This window comes from Streptomyces sp. 142MFCol3.1, from assembly GCF_000424945.1.
GTDB lineage: Bacteria > Actinomycetota > Actinomycetes > Streptomycetales > Streptomycetaceae > Streptomyces > Streptomyces siamensis.
The window spans coordinates 138,268-153,051 of sequence record NZ_AUKV01000018.1 but is presented as its reverse complement, the minus strand read 5'-3'; the positions used below and the strand labels follow the sequence as shown (position 1 = coordinate 153,051).

Genomic DNA, 14,784 nt, shown 5'->3' with positions numbered 1-14,784 from the left:
GCTACTGCCCGAGGGCCTGCTGAAGGTCCTGGAGCAGGTCGTCGACGTTCTCGATGCCCACGGAGAGGCGTACGAGGTCGGCGGGGACCTCCAGCGCCGAACCGGCCGCCGACGCGTGCGTCATGCGTCCCGGGTGCTCGATCAGGGACTCGACGCCGCCGAGGGACTCGCCCAGCGTGAACACCTTGGCGCGGTTGCAGACCTCGACGGCCGCCTCTTCGCCACCGTCGACCTGGAAGGAGACCATGCCGCCGAACGCCTTCATCTGCTTGGCGGCGATCTCGTGCCCGGGGTGCTCCGGCAGGCCCGGGTACAGGACGCGGGTCACGCGCGGGTGCCGGGTGAGCATCTCGGCGATCTTGCCCGCGTTCTCGCTGTGCCGGTCCATGCGCACGGACAGCGTCTTGGTGCCGCGCAGCACGAGCCAGGAGTCGAAGGGGCCGGCCACCGCGCCCATCGCGTTCTGGTGATAGGCCAGCTCCTCGCCGAGTTCCTGGTCACCCGTGATCAGGGCACCGCCGACGACGTCCGAGTGCCCGCCCATGTACTTGGTCAGGGAGTGCACGACGACGTCCGCACCCAGCGCCAGCGGCTGCTGGAGGTAGGGGGTGGCGAAGGTGTTGTCGACGACGAGCCGGGCGCCCGCCTCGCGCGCGATCTGCGCGACCGCCGCGACGTCGGTGATGCCGAGCAGCGGGTTGGAGGGCGTCTCGACCCAGACGGCCTTCGTCTTCGGGGTGAGGGCGGCGCGCACCGAGTCGGGGTCGCTCGTGTCGGCCACGGACCACTCGACGCCCCACCGGGAGACGACCTTCGCGAAGAGGCGGAAGGTGCCGCCGTACGCGTCGTTCGGGATGACCACGTGGTCGCCGGGGCTGAGCAGCGTACGCAACAGGCAGTCCTCGGCCGCCAGTCCGGACGCGAACGCGAGGCCGCGACGGCCGCCCTCCAGGGCAGCGAGGTTCTCTTCCAGTGCGGTCCTGGTGGGGTTGGCGCTGCGGCTGTACTCGTAACCGCCGCGCAGCCCGCCGACGCCGTCCTGCTTGTAGGTCGAGACCTGGTAGATCGGCGGGACGACCGCGCCGGTGAGGGGATCGGCGGTGTTGCCCGCGTGGATCGCGAGGGTCTCGAAATGCTGACTGATGTGCCTGTCGCTCATGGGTAGCGAGCGTAGTGCGCCCGGGCGCCCGATGACGTCGCACGCCCATGACGCGACGGCCCGGGTCCGCCCGGTCCGCCGGGTCCGGGACGCAGGCCGCCCCGGACCGGGCGGACCGGGGCGGCGGGGGCCGGACCGGTCGGCCGGGGCCGGACCGGGGTGGCCGCACCGGGCCCGGAGCCCGCCTGCCGGGCCGGCTGGAGGCCGTCGGCCGGACCGATACCGGACCGGGTTGGCCAATTGTCGGACCCGTCTGGTTCGCTTGTGACATGGAGATTCTCTGGGTCCTGATGGCGCTGGCCATGTTCAGCCTGGTCCTGCTGCCGGTGCTGATGCGCAGGCGTGCCGGAATTCAGCAGGTCGCGCCCGGCGACCCGGACGCCGCGGACCCGGCGGACTACGGATTCCTGCGGCAGGAGGAGCTGGACATCCGCATGCCCGGCCCGGACCACGACCTGCTGGACGTGCTCGACCTCGTGCAGCGCACCCAGGACTACCGCGCCGCCTCGCAGCTGCTCGCGGGCACCGAGAGCGACGGGGAGCGCCGGTGGCAGCGGGTGCAGGCCTTCGCGGGCGCCGCGTCCCTGGAGCTCCAGCAGCGCCCCGGCGGGGTGAGCGAGACGCCCGGCGGGCAGTGGCTGCGCGTGTGGCGGGCCGAGGCCCCGAAGGACGCGGGCGGCGGCGCGGTGCACGCGGAGTTCCTGGTGCAGCAGGCGTGGCGCACGTCGACACCCGGGACCGACGAGTTCCGGATCATCATGGAGGAGGCGAGGTCCGCCTGCGCCGAGGCCGCGCTGCTCGCCCCCGGCGACCCGGTGCCGTACATCGTCGAGCTGTCCGTGGCCCGCGGACTGTCCTACCCCCAGCCCGAGTTCGAGCAGCTCTGGCTGAAGATCCTGGACCGCGCGCCCTCCCACATGGGGGCGCATCTGGCGGCCCTGCACTACTGGTGCGAGAAGTGGCACGGCTCGCGGGACGTGGCCTACTCGTTCGCGGAGGCCGCCGCGGCGCGCGCCCCGCAGGGCTCGCTCCTCGCCGCGATGCCGCTCTTCGCGGTCTTCGAGCACCTCCCCGAGGTGAACCTGGTCCGCAGCTTCTACCAGAGCGAGGTCGTGACGAAGGCGGTGCACGGCGCGCTCTTCGCGGTGCACGCCGCCCGCCCCGACGACCCGATGCTGGCCCACGTCCGCCATCTCCTGGTCTTCTTCCTGGTCCGCAGCGAGCGCTGGGCCGAGGCCATGGACCAGCTCCTGCACGTGGACGGCCACGTGGGCGCGCTGCCCTGGACCCTCACCGCCGACCCGGCCTCGGACTACGCGATATACCGCGCGCTCGCGGTGGCGGGATACGAGGCGAACGGCGGCAGCGCGGCGACGCTCCCGCACTGACACCGGCGGCCCTGCCCGGCCGCGCACTGACACCGGCGGCCCTGCCCGGCCGACGCCGCGCCACGCCGCCGCGTCCCGGAGGTTGATGAACGAGTCGCCCCCGTAGGTGAGTTCGACCGCATGGCAGCGCGGCCCAGGAGCCGGGGCACCCCCTGCGGACCATGGAGGCCCGGCGGACTCGTGTCGCGGGGCGGCGTCGAAACCGCTCGCTCGGCGGACGGCCGGGGCATCGCTCACTGCGGCGAAGGCCGCCGTTTGCGCGGGACGCGAGACGACGCACGACCGACGCGCGCGCGGCCCCGGGCGCACTTACGCTGAGAGGACCGATCGCCCACACGCAGGGAAATCCCGCGATCCGCGGGTGGCGTGTGCGGCTCCTCACGGCACCGGAAGGTGGTCCCGTCATGGCCACTGCGTCTGACGCTCCCGTTCTCGACACGCTCACCGCGATGACCATCGATTCCATCGAGCACTGCGGCATGGACGAGAGGACCCTGATCCTCACCCGTATCGCCGCGCTGGTGGCCATGGACGCCCCGCCGATCTCGTACCTGGCCCATGTCGATCCCGCTCTCAAGGCCGATCTGAGCATCGAGCAGTTGCAGGACGTGCTCATAGCGATCGCCCCCGTCGTGGGCACGGCACGCGTCATGTCGGCCGCGGGTCACATCGCCAAGGCGTTCGGCGTCGCCATCGCGCTGGCCGACAGCGAGGCCGAGGCCATCGCCAGGGCCGAGGCCCAAAGCCGCGGTCATTCCTGAACGACGGCCGGCCCCGGGGACCGGCGGCACAGACGACCGGCAAGGAGACCGGCAGGGATGACGGTAGGAGCACGACGCCTCCTGGCAACGTCAAGATCCATAGTGTCTGCGGCATGGACGGAATCGATGTTGCCAACGGCGTCGTGGCCGTCGTGCTCGGCATGGTGTGCGCGGTGCTGTTCCAGCAGCCGTTGCAGGATGCCTGGTACCGGCTGCGCCGGCGTTCGAGGAGCGCGATCCGCACGATGCGGATCTTCTGGCCTTCGTCCTGGACACGGACAAGCGGCACTGGAGCGCCCACTTCCACGCCAAGCTGAAGGAGCTCTCCGGCGAGAACCTGCGGACGCGGATGAGCCGGGGCGTCGCCGACCGGTGGGAACACCAGGCCGTCGACTACGTGCCCTTCCGCCCGACGACGGTGGTCAAGTACATGCTGCGGCCCGACCGCATCCACCGCTGGGCGCCGCTGGCCCCGGCGCTCTTCCACCTCTCCCTGGTGCACGCCTACAGCCGTACGCACGTCGAGCGGGCGGAGGCACAGGTCCTGCGCCGCCTGTAGCGGCCCGGTCATGTCGTGCGCGGCTCGCCGGCCCGGCTCGTCGGAACGGCCCGGAAGAAATTCGGACGCCGATGTCGAGAACGCGTGACCGGCTCCGTCCCCGAGGTGAACGCGGCCACAATGGGCCGCACGAACACCGAGGAGACCACCATGGCCAAGTACCTGCTGCTCAAGCACTACCGCGGCGCCCCGGCTTCGTTCAACGACGTGCCGATGGAGCAGTGGACGCCGCAGGAGATCTCGGCGCACGTGCGGTACATGAACGACTTCGCGGCCCGGCTCGAGAAGACCGGCGAGTTCGTCGGCGGTGAGGCGCTCGCCCCCGAGGGAGAGTGGGTCCGGTACGACGGTGAGGGGCGCCCGCCGGTCACCGACGGACCGTTCGCCGAGACCAAGGACCTCATCGCCGGCTGGATGGTCATCGACGTCGACAGCCACGAGCGGGCCGTCGAACTGGCCGGAGAGCTGTCGGCCGCCCCCGGGGCGGGCGGCAAGCCGATCCACGAGTGGCTCGAACTTCGCCCGTTCCTGGCCGCGGAGCCCTCCGTCACGGAGTGCCCTCATCGATGAACGAGGCCCTGCTCCGGAGCCTCACGCCGAGCGTGCTCGCCGTCCTCGTCCGCCGCGGAGCCGACTTCGCGGCGGCCGAGGACGCCGTGCAGGACGCGCTCGTCGAGGCGCTCCGCGTCTGGCCGGCCGATCCGCCACGCGATCCGAAGGGCTGGCTGGTCACCGTGGCCTGGCGCAAGTTCCTCGACGCCACCCGCGCCGACACGGCCCGGCGTCGGCGTGAGGACCTCGTCGACGAGGAGCCTGCGCCGGGCCCCGCCCCCGCGGCGGACGACACGCTCCGGCTCTACTTCCTGTGCGCCCACCCCTCGCTGACGCCGTCGTCCGCGGTCGCGCTCACGCTGCGCGCGGTCGGCGGGCTGACCACCCGCCAGATCGCCCAGGCGTATCTGGTGCCCGAGGCGACCATGGCGCAGCGCATCAGCCGGGCCAAGCGCACCGTCTCCGGCGTGCGGTTCGACCGGCCCGGGGACGTCGCCACCGTGCTCCGTGTCCTCTACCTGGTCTTCAACGAGGGATACTCCGGCGACGTCGACCTCGCCGCCGAGGCCATCCGGCTCACCCGGCAGCTCGCGGCGTCGATCGACCACCCGGAGGTGGCGGGCCTGCTCGCCCTGACGCTGCTCCACCACGCCCGGCGCGCCGCCCGGACCGCGGCCGACGGTGCTCTGGTGCCGCTCGCCGAGCAGGACCGCGGACGGTGGGACACCGGGATGATCGCCGAGGGCGTCGGGATCCTGCAGGCGGCCCTCGCCCGCGACCGGCTGGGCGAGTTCCAGGCCCAGGCCGCCATCGCCGCACTTCACGCCGACGCACCCACCGTCGAGGAGACCGACTGGGTGCAGATCGTCGAGTGGTACGACGAGCTCGTGCGCCTGACCGACAGCCCGGTGGCCCGGCTCAACCGCGTGGTCGCCGTCGGCGAGGCCGACGGCCCGCGCGCCGGGCTCGCGGCGCTCGCGGCGCTGGACGACGCCTCCTCGAGCTCTTCGAGCGGCGGAAGCCCCATGCCTCGCCGCACCGCGGTGGCGGCCTATCTCCACGAGCGCGACGGCGACCTGGTCACGGCGGCACAGCTGTACGCGGAGGCGGCCCGAAGGGCACCGAATCTCGCCGAGCGCGACCATCTGACCCGCCAGGCGGCCCGGCTCAACTCCCGACGGGGCCGCTGACGCCTCACGCGCAGGCTCTCGCGGCACCCGCCCGCTGCGGCAGCCCCGGGCCGATCCCGCCCCGCACCGGGCGGGCGCCGGAACGTACGCGGGAGGCATGGGCTGCCGACGCGGAAGGGCGCCCGCGGGCCGTGCGGCCAAGGGCGCCCCTCATCGGCACGGGGGCCGGCCGACACTAGATCGTCGCGGTGTCGATCACGAAGCGGTAGCGGACGTCGCTCGCCAGCACCCGCTCGTACGCGTCGTTGATCTCGGACGCGCTGATCAGCTCGATCTCGGCGCCGAAGCCGTGCTCGGCGCAGAAGTCGAGCATCTCCTGGGTCTCCCGGATGCCGCCGATGCCGGAGCCCGCGAGGGTCTTGCGGCCGCCGATCACCGAGAAGAGGTTGAGCTTGACCGGCTCCTCGGGGGCGCCGACGTTGACGAAGGCACCGTCGGTCCTGAGGAGGGACAGGTAGGCGTCCAGGTCCAGCGGGGCCGAGACCGTGGACAGGATGACGTCGAACGTGCCGCGCAGCTCCTCGAAAGTCTTCGGGTCGCTGGTGGCGTAGTAGTGGTCGGCGCCCAGCTTCAGGCCGTCGTCCTTCTTGCGCAGCGACTGCGACAGGACGGTGACCTCGGCGCCCAGGGCGTGGGCGATCTTGACGCCCATGTGGCCGAGGCCGCCCATGCCGAGGACGGCGACCTTCTTGCCGGGGCCAGCGTTCCAGTGCTTGAGCGGGGAGTACGTGGTGATGCCGGCGCAGAGAAGCGGTGCGGCCACGTCCAGCGACAGGCCGTCGGGGATGCGGACGACGTAGTTCTCGTCGACGACGATCTTCTCGGAGTAGCCGCCGTAGGTGGGCTCGCCGTCCTTGCCGACCGCGTTGTACGTGCCGGTCATTCCGCCGCCGGTGCAGTACTGCTCCAGGCCGGCCTTGCAGTTGTCGCACTCGCGGCAGGAGTCGACCATGCAGCCGACGCCCACACGGTCGCCGACCTTGTACTTGGTGACGCCGGAGCCGACCTCGGAGACGATGCCGGCGATCTCGTGACCGGGCACCATCGGGAAGATGGCCTCGCCCCAGCCCTCGCGGGCCTGGTGGATGTCGGAGTGGCAGATGCCGGCGAACTTGATGTCGATCAGGACGTCGGACGCGCCGACCTCGCGGCGCTCGATGGTGGTGCGCTCCAGCGGAGCCTTGGCGGCGGGAGCGGCGTAGGCAGCAACAGTGGTCATGCCGGGAGTTCTCCTCAGGAGTGGTCTGTGCCGTGCTCGGCCGGCTCCGGCCGAGCACGAATCCCAGACTGCCTCCGGCGCGGGGCTTCACCCAGGCCACGGCTTTGCGTACGTCCAGCGGTCCTACCACCGGCGGGGTCAGGATCCTCCGCGTACGACCGTGAATACTGGACGTATGAGCGAACAGCCCTCTCAGGAGCCCACCGGGGAAGTGGGCCGGTCGCTGGACCGGCGTGCGGAGCTGAGCGAGTTCCTGCGCAGTCGCCGGGCCCGGCTGAAGCCCGAGGACGTGGGTTTGCCGGACTTCGGACGGCACCGCCGCGTACCCGGGCTGCGCCGCGAGGAGCTGGCGCAGCTGGCCGGGGTGTCCGTGGCGTACTACACGCGGCTGGAGCAGGGCAACGGCCGGAACGTGTCGGCGGAGGTCCTCGACGCGATCGCGCGGGCGCTGCGGCTGACGGATGCCGAGCACGCGCATCTCACCCACCTGGCGAAGCCCAAGCAGCACAAGAAGAAGCAGGCGGCCCGGCCGCAGCAGGTGCGCCCGGCGCTGCGGCAGCTGCTCGACTCGATGGACGGCGTCCCGGCGTATCTCACCGGGCGGCGCTCCGACATCCTCGCCTGGAACCGGATGGCCGCGGCGATCTTCGGCGACTGGTCCGAGATGCCGCCCCAGGAGCGCAACTGGGCGCGTCTGGTGTTCCTGAAGCCCGAGTACCGGGACCTGTACGTGGACTGGGAGCAGAAGGCGATCGACATCGTCTGCATGCTGCGCATGGACGCGGGCTGCCACCCGGACGATCCGCGCCTGTCCGCGCTGGTCGGGGAGCTCTCCGTGAAGAGCGAGGACTTCCGCCGGCTGTGGGCGACGCACGACGTGAAGGAGAAGAGCCACGGGCTGAAGCATCTGCGGCACCCCCTGGTGGGCGAGCTCTCGCTGCGCTTCGAGTCCTTCCGGCTGCTGGACGACGGTGAGCTGGCCCTGATCACGTATCACGCGGAGCCGGACTCGTCCTCGGCGGAGGCGCTGCGTCTGCTGGCGTCCTGGGGCAGGGACGCCACCCGTGCGGGGGCGACCGCGCCGCAGTAGGACCACCGGCACGCTTCGCACACCGGGTCACGTCGTCGTGCCGTGTGTCACGGGCCGCCACGACGGGCACCGCACCCGGCACGGCGGCCCCGTCACGCCCGCCACGCGGCTCCGTCACGGCTGGTACGGCGGCCCCGTCACGGCTGGTACGGCGGCCCCGTCACGGCTGGTACGGCGGTGCGGCGCCCCAGGTCCACTTCGGCACCGGCTGCTCTCCCGGAGGGGTCGCGTCGGGGCCGGAGAAGTAGACGGCCAGACGTGTTCCCCACTCCACGTAGGCGAGGAAGGCCGAGCGGAACTCGGCGTCGGTGGGCAGCCCGGCGTCGTCGGCGGCGTCCTGGAGGAGGTTCACCCAGCGGCGGCGCTGCACCTCCGTGATGTTCTTGCCGAAGTGCTTGGCGACCATGTGCCCGTGGCCGCCCTGTGTCTCGGAGTACGCCGGCGGGCCGCCGAAGACCTCGCCGAGCCAGAGCGCCACGTGGACGGCGTGCTCGGGTGCCAGGTCCGCGAACAGGGGCGCCAACAGGCCGTCCTTGAGTACCTTGCCGTAGAAGGACTCGGTGAGCCGGGTGAAGGCCTCGGCGCCGCCCGCCCAGGAGTAGAGCGTGGGGACCGACGCGCCGGCACCCCGCACCGTCGTCGGCTTGTAGTGGCGCATCTCCTCGATGTCGCCGATGAAGGGGCGGATCTCGGCGAGGAAGCCGGGGAAGAGCTCCGAATTGCGGAAGCCCTCGATGTGGTCCTCGGTCGACGTCCAGGTGATCCGCAGGATGAAGTGCTCGAAGTCCTCCTCGCAGCGGGCGAGTTCGTAGTCGACGCACTGCGGGGCGGCGGCGAGCTGGACGGCGGCCCGCGTGTAGGCGGCCAGGAACTCGGCCGACCGGTCCTCGGGGATGCGGTAGCGGATGTATTCGACGGTCGAAGCGGTCATGCCCTCACACAAACACGGACGGCCCGTCAAAAGCTCTGCTTCCGACGGGCCGCCGCCGCGTGTCAGCGTTGGGCGAAACGGGTCAGCGCTCGGCGAACCCGGGCCCCGCCTCCAGGGTCACTTGCTGTAGTAGGCGTTGTAGATCGAGATCGTGGACTTGTTGCCCTTCTTGTCGGCGATCTTGGCGTGGAACGAGACGCCCTTGCCCTTCGCCGGGTTCTTGTAGGTGATCCTGCCGTTCCTGACGTCGGCCTTGGTCCAGGTCTGGCCGTAGTCGTAGCTGACGTACACGGAAAGCGAGCGGAGGTTGGCCCCCGCGGCGGCGCCCTGGACGGTGACCGGGACGGTGACCTCGCGGCCGGCCGGTCCGCGGCTGTCCAGGCCGAGGGGCGCGCCGAAGCGGGCCGTGGACACCGGCAGCTTCACCCCGGACGCCTTCTTGGAGCGGAACGTCCAGGAGGCGTCGATCCGGGTGGAGGCCGCGGCAACCTTCACGGAGCGCTTGACGGAGGTGGTCAGCCGGTAGGACGCGTCGGCGTCCGGCACCTTGAAGCGGCCGCTGCCGTCCAGTGGGTCGTCGTTCTCGGCGATCTTCGTGCCGTTGCGGTACAGGGCCGTACTGACCGACGTCACGAGGGATGCCCCGGCGTGCGACTGCCCGTCGGCGAGCATCGGCAGGTAGCCGCTGATGTAGCGGCCGTCGCGGAAGACGCCGTACGAGCTGCTGAGCTTCGGGCCGAAGACACCGGTGTTGAAGGTCTTCGTGTAGCTCCTGCCCGCCGCGAAGGTCTGTGCGTCACCGAGCGTGTAGAAGGCCTCGGCGAGCGGGAAGCCGTCGGGGTCCTTGCCGCCGTACTGCTCGAAGTCGAGGCTCCACTGCACACGGTCGCCGGTGGACACGTGCAGGGTGCGGGTGCCGGGCAGCTTCTGCTCGACCCCGACGCCGAAGGCGAAGTCGTCGGCCAGATAGCCGTACGCGGTGACGGCGCCCGTCTTGCCGGAGGCCGCGGCGCCCATGCCGGTCCTCACGGTGGCCAGGTCGCCCGCCGTGTAGTGCTTGACGTGCGCGCCCTGGAGCTTGCTCACCTTGCCGCCGGTGAAGATGTCGTACTCGGTGTCGTCGCCCTTGGTCCAGACGCCCGACCAGCTCTGCGTCAGGCCCGAGGAGAGCGCCGGGCCGATGTGCGCGACCCGCAGGTCCGCGAAGGACTCCATGCCGACGCCGAAGCCGAAGTCGGAGGGCGCGTACATGTACGAGACGACCGCGGAGACGGGCTTGGCCCCGGCGTCCGGCACGGTGATGTCGGCGGACCTGGCCGTCCGCTGGTCGACGGTCACCGAGACGTTACGGGTGACGCTCAGCCGAGGCTGGACGAGCCAGTCCAGGCCGCCTTCCGGCTTCTCGGGGTCCTTCACCAACTGAGAGTTCAGGGTGTAGGTGCCCTTGGGGACCCGGACGGTCTCCGCGGCTCCGGTGCCCTGTGTGACGTAGTCGCGGCCCGCGCCGGTGTATGGCGTCAGACCGGTGAAGTGGGTGGGCTTCTCCCCGTCCCGCGCCACGTACTTCAGCTTGACGTCGTAGGACTCCACCTCGCGCTGCACGGCCGCGGCGGTGCGCACGGACCGGCCGCCGCCCGTGGCGGTCACGTACGCCGCGTACGCGCCGTCGGTGGTGCCGCCCAGCTTCGTGTCGGCCGTGATGCCGACGGAGGCCTTGCCGCCCGCCGGGACCTTCACCGTCTTCGCGCCGAGGGTGAAGAAGCCCGCGGGGGCCGGCCGGCCCTTGGGGCCGGTGGCGGTCACCGCGAGGGTCAGCGTGACGTCGGTCTTGCCCACGTTGCGGTAGGTGACGCTGCGGGTCACCGGCTTGTCGTCGGTGTGCGGCCACTGCGCGACGGGGAAGGCGACCGAGCTGGGGTCGGCGATGACGGTCTGCTTGATCGCCCGGTCGACGGCGATACGGCCGGTGCCCTGCTGGAACGGCGTGTAGGCGCCGCCCTTCGCGGAGCCGGTGAGCGCGCCCTTGAGCTCGGCGAACGTCCAGTCCGGGTGCTCCTGCTTGAGGATCGCGGCGGCGCCCGCGACGTGCGGGGTCGCCATCGACGTACCGGAGATCGTCAGATAGCCCGGCGGCCTCTCGCCGACCTCCTTGGCGATGACGCTGCCCGGCGCCGCCGCGGCCGTGATGTCCACGCCCGGTGCGGTCACGTCGGGCTTGATCGCGCCGTCGAGGCCGGGGCCGCGGCTGGAGAAGGACGCCAGCTTGTCCTTGTCGTCGACGGCGCCGACGGTGAGCGCGTCGGCCGCGCTGCCCGGGGAGCCGATGGTCTGCTCACCGAAGTCGCCGTCGTTGCCCGCGGCGATGGCGAAGAGGATGCCCTTCTCCTCGGAGAGCTTGTTGACCTCCGCTTCCAGCGGGTCGATCTCCGGCGTGTCACCTCCGCCCAGGCTGAGGTTGACGATGTCCGCGCCCTGATCGGCGGCCCACTCCATGCCGGCGAGGATGCCGGAGTCGTCGCCGTAGCCGTCGTCGCTGAGGACCTTGCCGTTGAGGATCTTCGCGCCGGGCGCGACGCCCTTGTACTTGCCGTTCGACTTCGCGCCGGTGCCCGCCGCGATGGACGCGACGTGCGTGCCGTGCCCGAAGTGGTCGGTGGCGTCGGCGGAGGTGGAGAAGTTCTTGGCGGCGATGACCTGGTCCTTGAGGTCCGGGTGCGCCGCGTCGACCCCGGTGTCCAGGACGGCGATCTTGACGCCCTTGCCGTCGTAGCCGGCCGCCCATGCCTTGGGGGCGCCGATCTGGGGCACCGACTTGTCGAGGCTCGCCTTGCGGACGCCGTCGAGCCACACGTGCGCGATGCCCACGGCGGCCGTGCCGTCGTCCGTGACCGCTTTCCACAGCTCGGCCGCGTCCTGTCGCGGGGTGAGGACCGCGTCCGCGTTCAGTGACCTGAGGGTCCTGCGGACGGTGCCCGCGTCCCGGACGTCGGCCTTGGCGGCGGCCGCGGCGCCCCGGTAGCCGACGATCAGCTTCAGGCCCGGCTTCTGGGCCTTGCGGGTGGCCGCCCGGTTCAGTTCGGTGACGTCGAAGAGGCGCTTGTCGAGCCGCCCGGAGGCGATCAGCCGCTGGGCGTCGGCCGGCACGACGAAGGTGTGGCCGGCCGCCTTGCGGACGAACACGGGTATGTGGGCGCGGCCTTCGGCGCGTTCGAAGCCGACGACCCGTCCCCCGGCGTCGACGGCCACCCGGTCGCCGGTGATCAGCGTGATGTGGTGCCGGGCGGTGAGCCCGGAGGCCCCTTCGGCCACGGAGGTGCTGCTCGCGTGCGCGGCCTCGGCCGACGCCGGGCTGGTCATGCCCGCCGTCAGGGCCACGGCGGCCGCCGTGGCGATGCTCGCGGCGCACGTTCTTTTCACTTGTCTGCGCAAGTCTCCCCCTGGAGATGTGATCCGGACGAGGAACTCGTTCATCCGGCCGGGGGAGGTCCCGTACACATGCGCGTGCACCCCCCGGAACACGCAGTATGCCCGGGGGGTGATCGGCCGCCAATACAGTGGCGGGGGTGAAGAGTTGACGGGGTTGTTCCGCTACGCCCCCGCACTCCCCCTTCTGTACGTCTTCATGCCCTCGCGATTCCCGTGCTCCTTCATGCCCCCGCGTTCTCCTTGACGGTGATCCGGCCCTTGCGGATCGTCGCGAGTCGCGGGGCCTTCTGCGCGATCGACGAGTCGTGGGTGACCATGATGAAAGTGAGCCCGTACTCCTTCCACATGGCTTCCAGTACGTCCATGATCTCGTCGCGCATGGACTCGTCGAGGTTTCCCGTGGGTTCGTCGGCGAGCAGCACCTTGGGCTGCTTGACCAGGGCGCGGGCGATGGCGACGCGCTGCTGCTGACCGCCGGAGAGTTCGGCGGGCAGATGGCCGAGGCGCTCGGCGAGGCCCACCGACTCCAGTGCCGCAGCGGCCCGTTCGCGCCGCTCCTTCGTCTTCACGCCGAGGGGGACGAGAGCGGTCTCGACGTTCTCCTGGGCGGTGAGCGTGGGAATCAGGTTGAAGCTCTGGAAGACGAAACCGATGTTCTCGCTGCGTACTCGGGTGAGCCTGGCCTCGGACAGTTTCGCCATGTCCGTGCCGTCGAGTTCGACGCTGCCGGAGGTGGGACGGTCGAGTCCGCCCAGCATCTGGAGAAGGGTGGACTTTCCGCCGCCGGTGGGGCCCTGGATGACGAGCCGGTCCCCGGACCCGATGGTCAGATCGACACCGTCGAGCGCGTCGACGACCTCCTTGCCCCGCGTATAGCGCTTGGTGACGCCTCTGAGTTCGTACATGGTGCAACTCCTGGGATACGTGAGTACATGGGGGCCGGGCTATTCGACGCGGCGCAGGGCGTCGGCGGGGCGCAGCCGGGAGGCACGCCAGCCGCCGAAGGCGCCGGCGACGAGCCCGCCGGTGACGGCGAGGGCGACCGCGACGACGATGGTGTCGAGGCTGACGGGCGCGGTGAGCGCGACGTCGAGGGCCTTGCTCGCGGTCTGCCGGCCGGGGCCGCCGAAGACGCCGCCGCCCGGACCGCCGCCACCGGGGCCGCCGGATCCGCCGTTCGAACCGCCCAGCTCCGCCTGGAGGGTGGGGCTGATCTCGGTGACGGCGTACGCGCCGGCGAGGCCGATCGCGATGCCGAGGGCGCCGCCGACCAGGCCGTTGACGATGGCCTCGCCGACGACCTGGCGGGTCACCCGGCCCGACTTCCAGCCGAGCGCCTTGAGGGTGCCGAACTCGCGCACGCGGCGGGAGACGGCCGAGGAGGTGAGCAGGCCGGCCACCAGGAAGGCGGCGGCGAGCACCGCGATCGACAGCCACTTGCCGACGTTCGAGGCCAGGTCGGAGGCGGTGGACAGGGAGCCGGAGACGGTGTCGGCGAGGTCGGCGGAGGTGGTGACCGTGGTGCCGGAGATGTTCTTCTGGATGGTGCTCTTGACGCTGTCGATCTGCTGCGAGTCGGACGCCTTGACGTAGATCGTGGTGACCTTGTTCTTGGAGTCGCTGAGCGTCTGCGCCTGCTTGAGCGGGATGTAGAGGTTGGCCGCCGCGTCGCCGCTGTCGGGCGTCGCGATACCGATGACCTCGTACTTGACCTTCTTGATGGTGACGGTGCCGCCGACCTTGAGCTTCTTCTCCTTGGCGTACGACTTGTCGGCGACGACGACCTCGGCGTCCGTCTCCGAGGTCTTGAAGGTGCGCCCGCTGGTGATCTTCGAGGAGGTCAGCGGGCCGAGGGCGGGCTTGGTGACGTCGGTGCCGTAGACCGAGTAGTTGTTGACGTCGAAGTCGGCGCCGCCTCCCTCGACGCGGCCCTGCGGGGGCTGCTGGGTGCCGGTTCCGCCGCCCTGCCGGTTGCCGCCGGCGTCCGGGTCCTGCTTGAACTGACCACGCGTGAACTGTCCGTCGATGCGGATGACTTGCAGGCTCAGGCCGCCGACGGAGTCCGCGACGCCCTTCTGCGCGTCGACCTCGGCGACCGTCGACGCGGACAGGGTCTGGAAACCCTGCACCATGACACGGTCGCTGCTCTGCTCCTCGTCCGAGTCGCTGTCCCGGGCGTCGAAGTTGAACCGCGGGCGCTGGCTGGAGCCGGTCGCGGGCGCCGCCGCCTTGGTGACCGTCATGTCCGTGCCCAGCCCGTACAGCGACTGGAGGACCTTGCCCTGCGCCTTCTCCATGCCGGAGGACACGGAACTGACCACGATGACCAGGGCGATGCCCAGGGCGAGTCCGGAGGCGACGACGAGGGCCGCCTTTCTGCGGCGGCGCAGTTCGCGCCTCAGGTAGGTGAAGAACATGGCCGCAAGGTAGGTACGGCGTGTGATGAAGGGATAAGGCCGAAATAAGAGAACGATGAGAAGGCTGCGCCGGGCCGCGAGAAGAGCTGCGC

The 14,784-nt window shown here is 71.2% G+C and carries 12 protein-coding genes; 6 read left to right on the top strand and 6 right to left on the bottom strand.

The window, feature by feature from the left end; genetic code table 11:
- Position 1 precedes the first annotated feature (1 nt).
- On the bottom strand, positions 2-1,159 hold the full coding sequence (locus tag H305_RS0126160) for a cystathionine gamma-synthase (RefSeq protein ID WP_028803017.1): 1,158 nt from the start codon (positions 1,157-1,159) through the stop codon (positions 2-4).
- 269 nt (positions 1,160-1,428) lie between these two features.
- Between H305_RS0126160 and H305_RS0126155 the strand changes: the two genes are divergently transcribed.
- The 5 genes from H305_RS0126155 (at position 1,429) to H305_RS0126135 (ending at position 5,609) form a co-directional block, all read left to right on the top strand.
- Positions 1,429-2,547: a hypothetical protein gene (locus H305_RS0126155; protein WP_028803016.1), complete on the top strand. Its 1,119-nt coding sequence runs from the start codon at positions 1,429-1,431 to the stop codon at positions 2,545-2,547.
- Between the two features lie 404 nt (positions 2,548-2,951).
- Positions 2,952-3,308, top strand: coding sequence for a carboxymuconolactone decarboxylase family protein (locus H305_RS0126150; protein ID WP_028803015.1), 357 nt, complete (start codon positions 2,952-2,954; stop codon positions 3,306-3,308).
- A 166-nt stretch (positions 3,309-3,474) separates the two neighbouring features.
- Complete coding sequence (locus H305_RS0126145; RefSeq protein WP_028803014.1) at positions 3,475-3,867, top strand: hypothetical protein; 393 nt, start codon at positions 3,475-3,477, stop codon at positions 3,865-3,867.
- 150 nt (positions 3,868-4,017) lie between these two features.
- A complete protein-coding gene (locus H305_RS0126140; protein ID WP_028803013.1) occupies positions 4,018-4,437 on the top strand; it encodes a YciI family protein in 420 nt (139 codons plus the stop codon).
- On the top strand, positions 4,434-5,609 hold the full coding sequence (locus H305_RS0126135; RefSeq protein WP_028803012.1) for an RNA polymerase sigma factor: 1,176 nt from the start codon (positions 4,434-4,436) through the stop codon (positions 5,607-5,609). The genes H305_RS0126140 and H305_RS0126135 overlap by 4 nt, the downstream gene beginning before the upstream one ends.
- Positions 5,610-5,784: 175 nt before the next feature.
- Here H305_RS0126135 and H305_RS0126130 read toward each other — a convergent pair whose 3' ends face one another.
- Positions 5,785-6,828 carry an NAD(P)-dependent alcohol dehydrogenase gene (locus H305_RS0126130; protein ID WP_028803011.1) on the bottom strand — a complete coding sequence of 348 codons (1,044 nt, stop codon included), beginning with the start codon at positions 6,826-6,828 and terminating at the stop codon, positions 5,785-5,787.
- A 175-nt stretch (positions 6,829-7,003) separates the two neighbouring features.
- Here H305_RS0126130 and H305_RS0126125 point away from each other — a divergent pair, with 175 nt between their 5' ends.
- Positions 7,004-7,918: a helix-turn-helix domain-containing protein gene (locus H305_RS0126125; RefSeq protein WP_028803010.1), complete on the top strand. Its 915-nt coding sequence runs from the start codon at positions 7,004-7,006 to the stop codon at positions 7,916-7,918.
- Between the two features lie 160 nt (positions 7,919-8,078).
- Here the strand turns inward: H305_RS0126125 and H305_RS0126120 are convergent, their stop codons facing one another.
- The 4 genes from H305_RS0126120 to H305_RS0126105 all read right to left on the bottom strand — a co-directional run bounded on the left by H305_RS0126120 (position 8,079) and on the right by H305_RS0126105 (position 14,692).
- The gene (locus H305_RS0126120) at positions 8,079-8,849 is read right to left on the bottom strand and encodes a group II truncated hemoglobin (RefSeq protein WP_028803009.1); all 771 of its coding nucleotides are present in this window, start codon (positions 8,847-8,849) and stop codon (positions 8,079-8,081) included.
- A 117-nt stretch (positions 8,850-8,966) separates the two neighbouring features.
- Positions 8,967-12,266 carry a S8 family peptidase gene (locus H305_RS0126115; RefSeq protein WP_028803008.1) on the bottom strand — a complete coding sequence of 1,100 codons (3,300 nt, stop codon included), beginning with the start codon at positions 12,264-12,266 and terminating at the stop codon, positions 8,967-8,969.
- Positions 12,267-12,496: 230 nt separating this feature from the next.
- Positions 12,497-13,180: an ABC transporter ATP-binding protein gene (locus H305_RS0126110; protein ID WP_028803007.1), complete on the bottom strand. Its 684-nt coding sequence runs from the start codon at positions 13,178-13,180 to the stop codon at positions 12,497-12,499.
- A 39-nt stretch (positions 13,181-13,219) separates the two neighbouring features.
- A complete protein-coding gene (locus H305_RS0126105) occupies positions 13,220-14,692 on the bottom strand; it encodes an ABC transporter permease (protein WP_028803006.1) in 1,473 nt (490 codons plus the stop codon).
- Positions 14,693-14,784 lie beyond the last annotated feature (92 nt).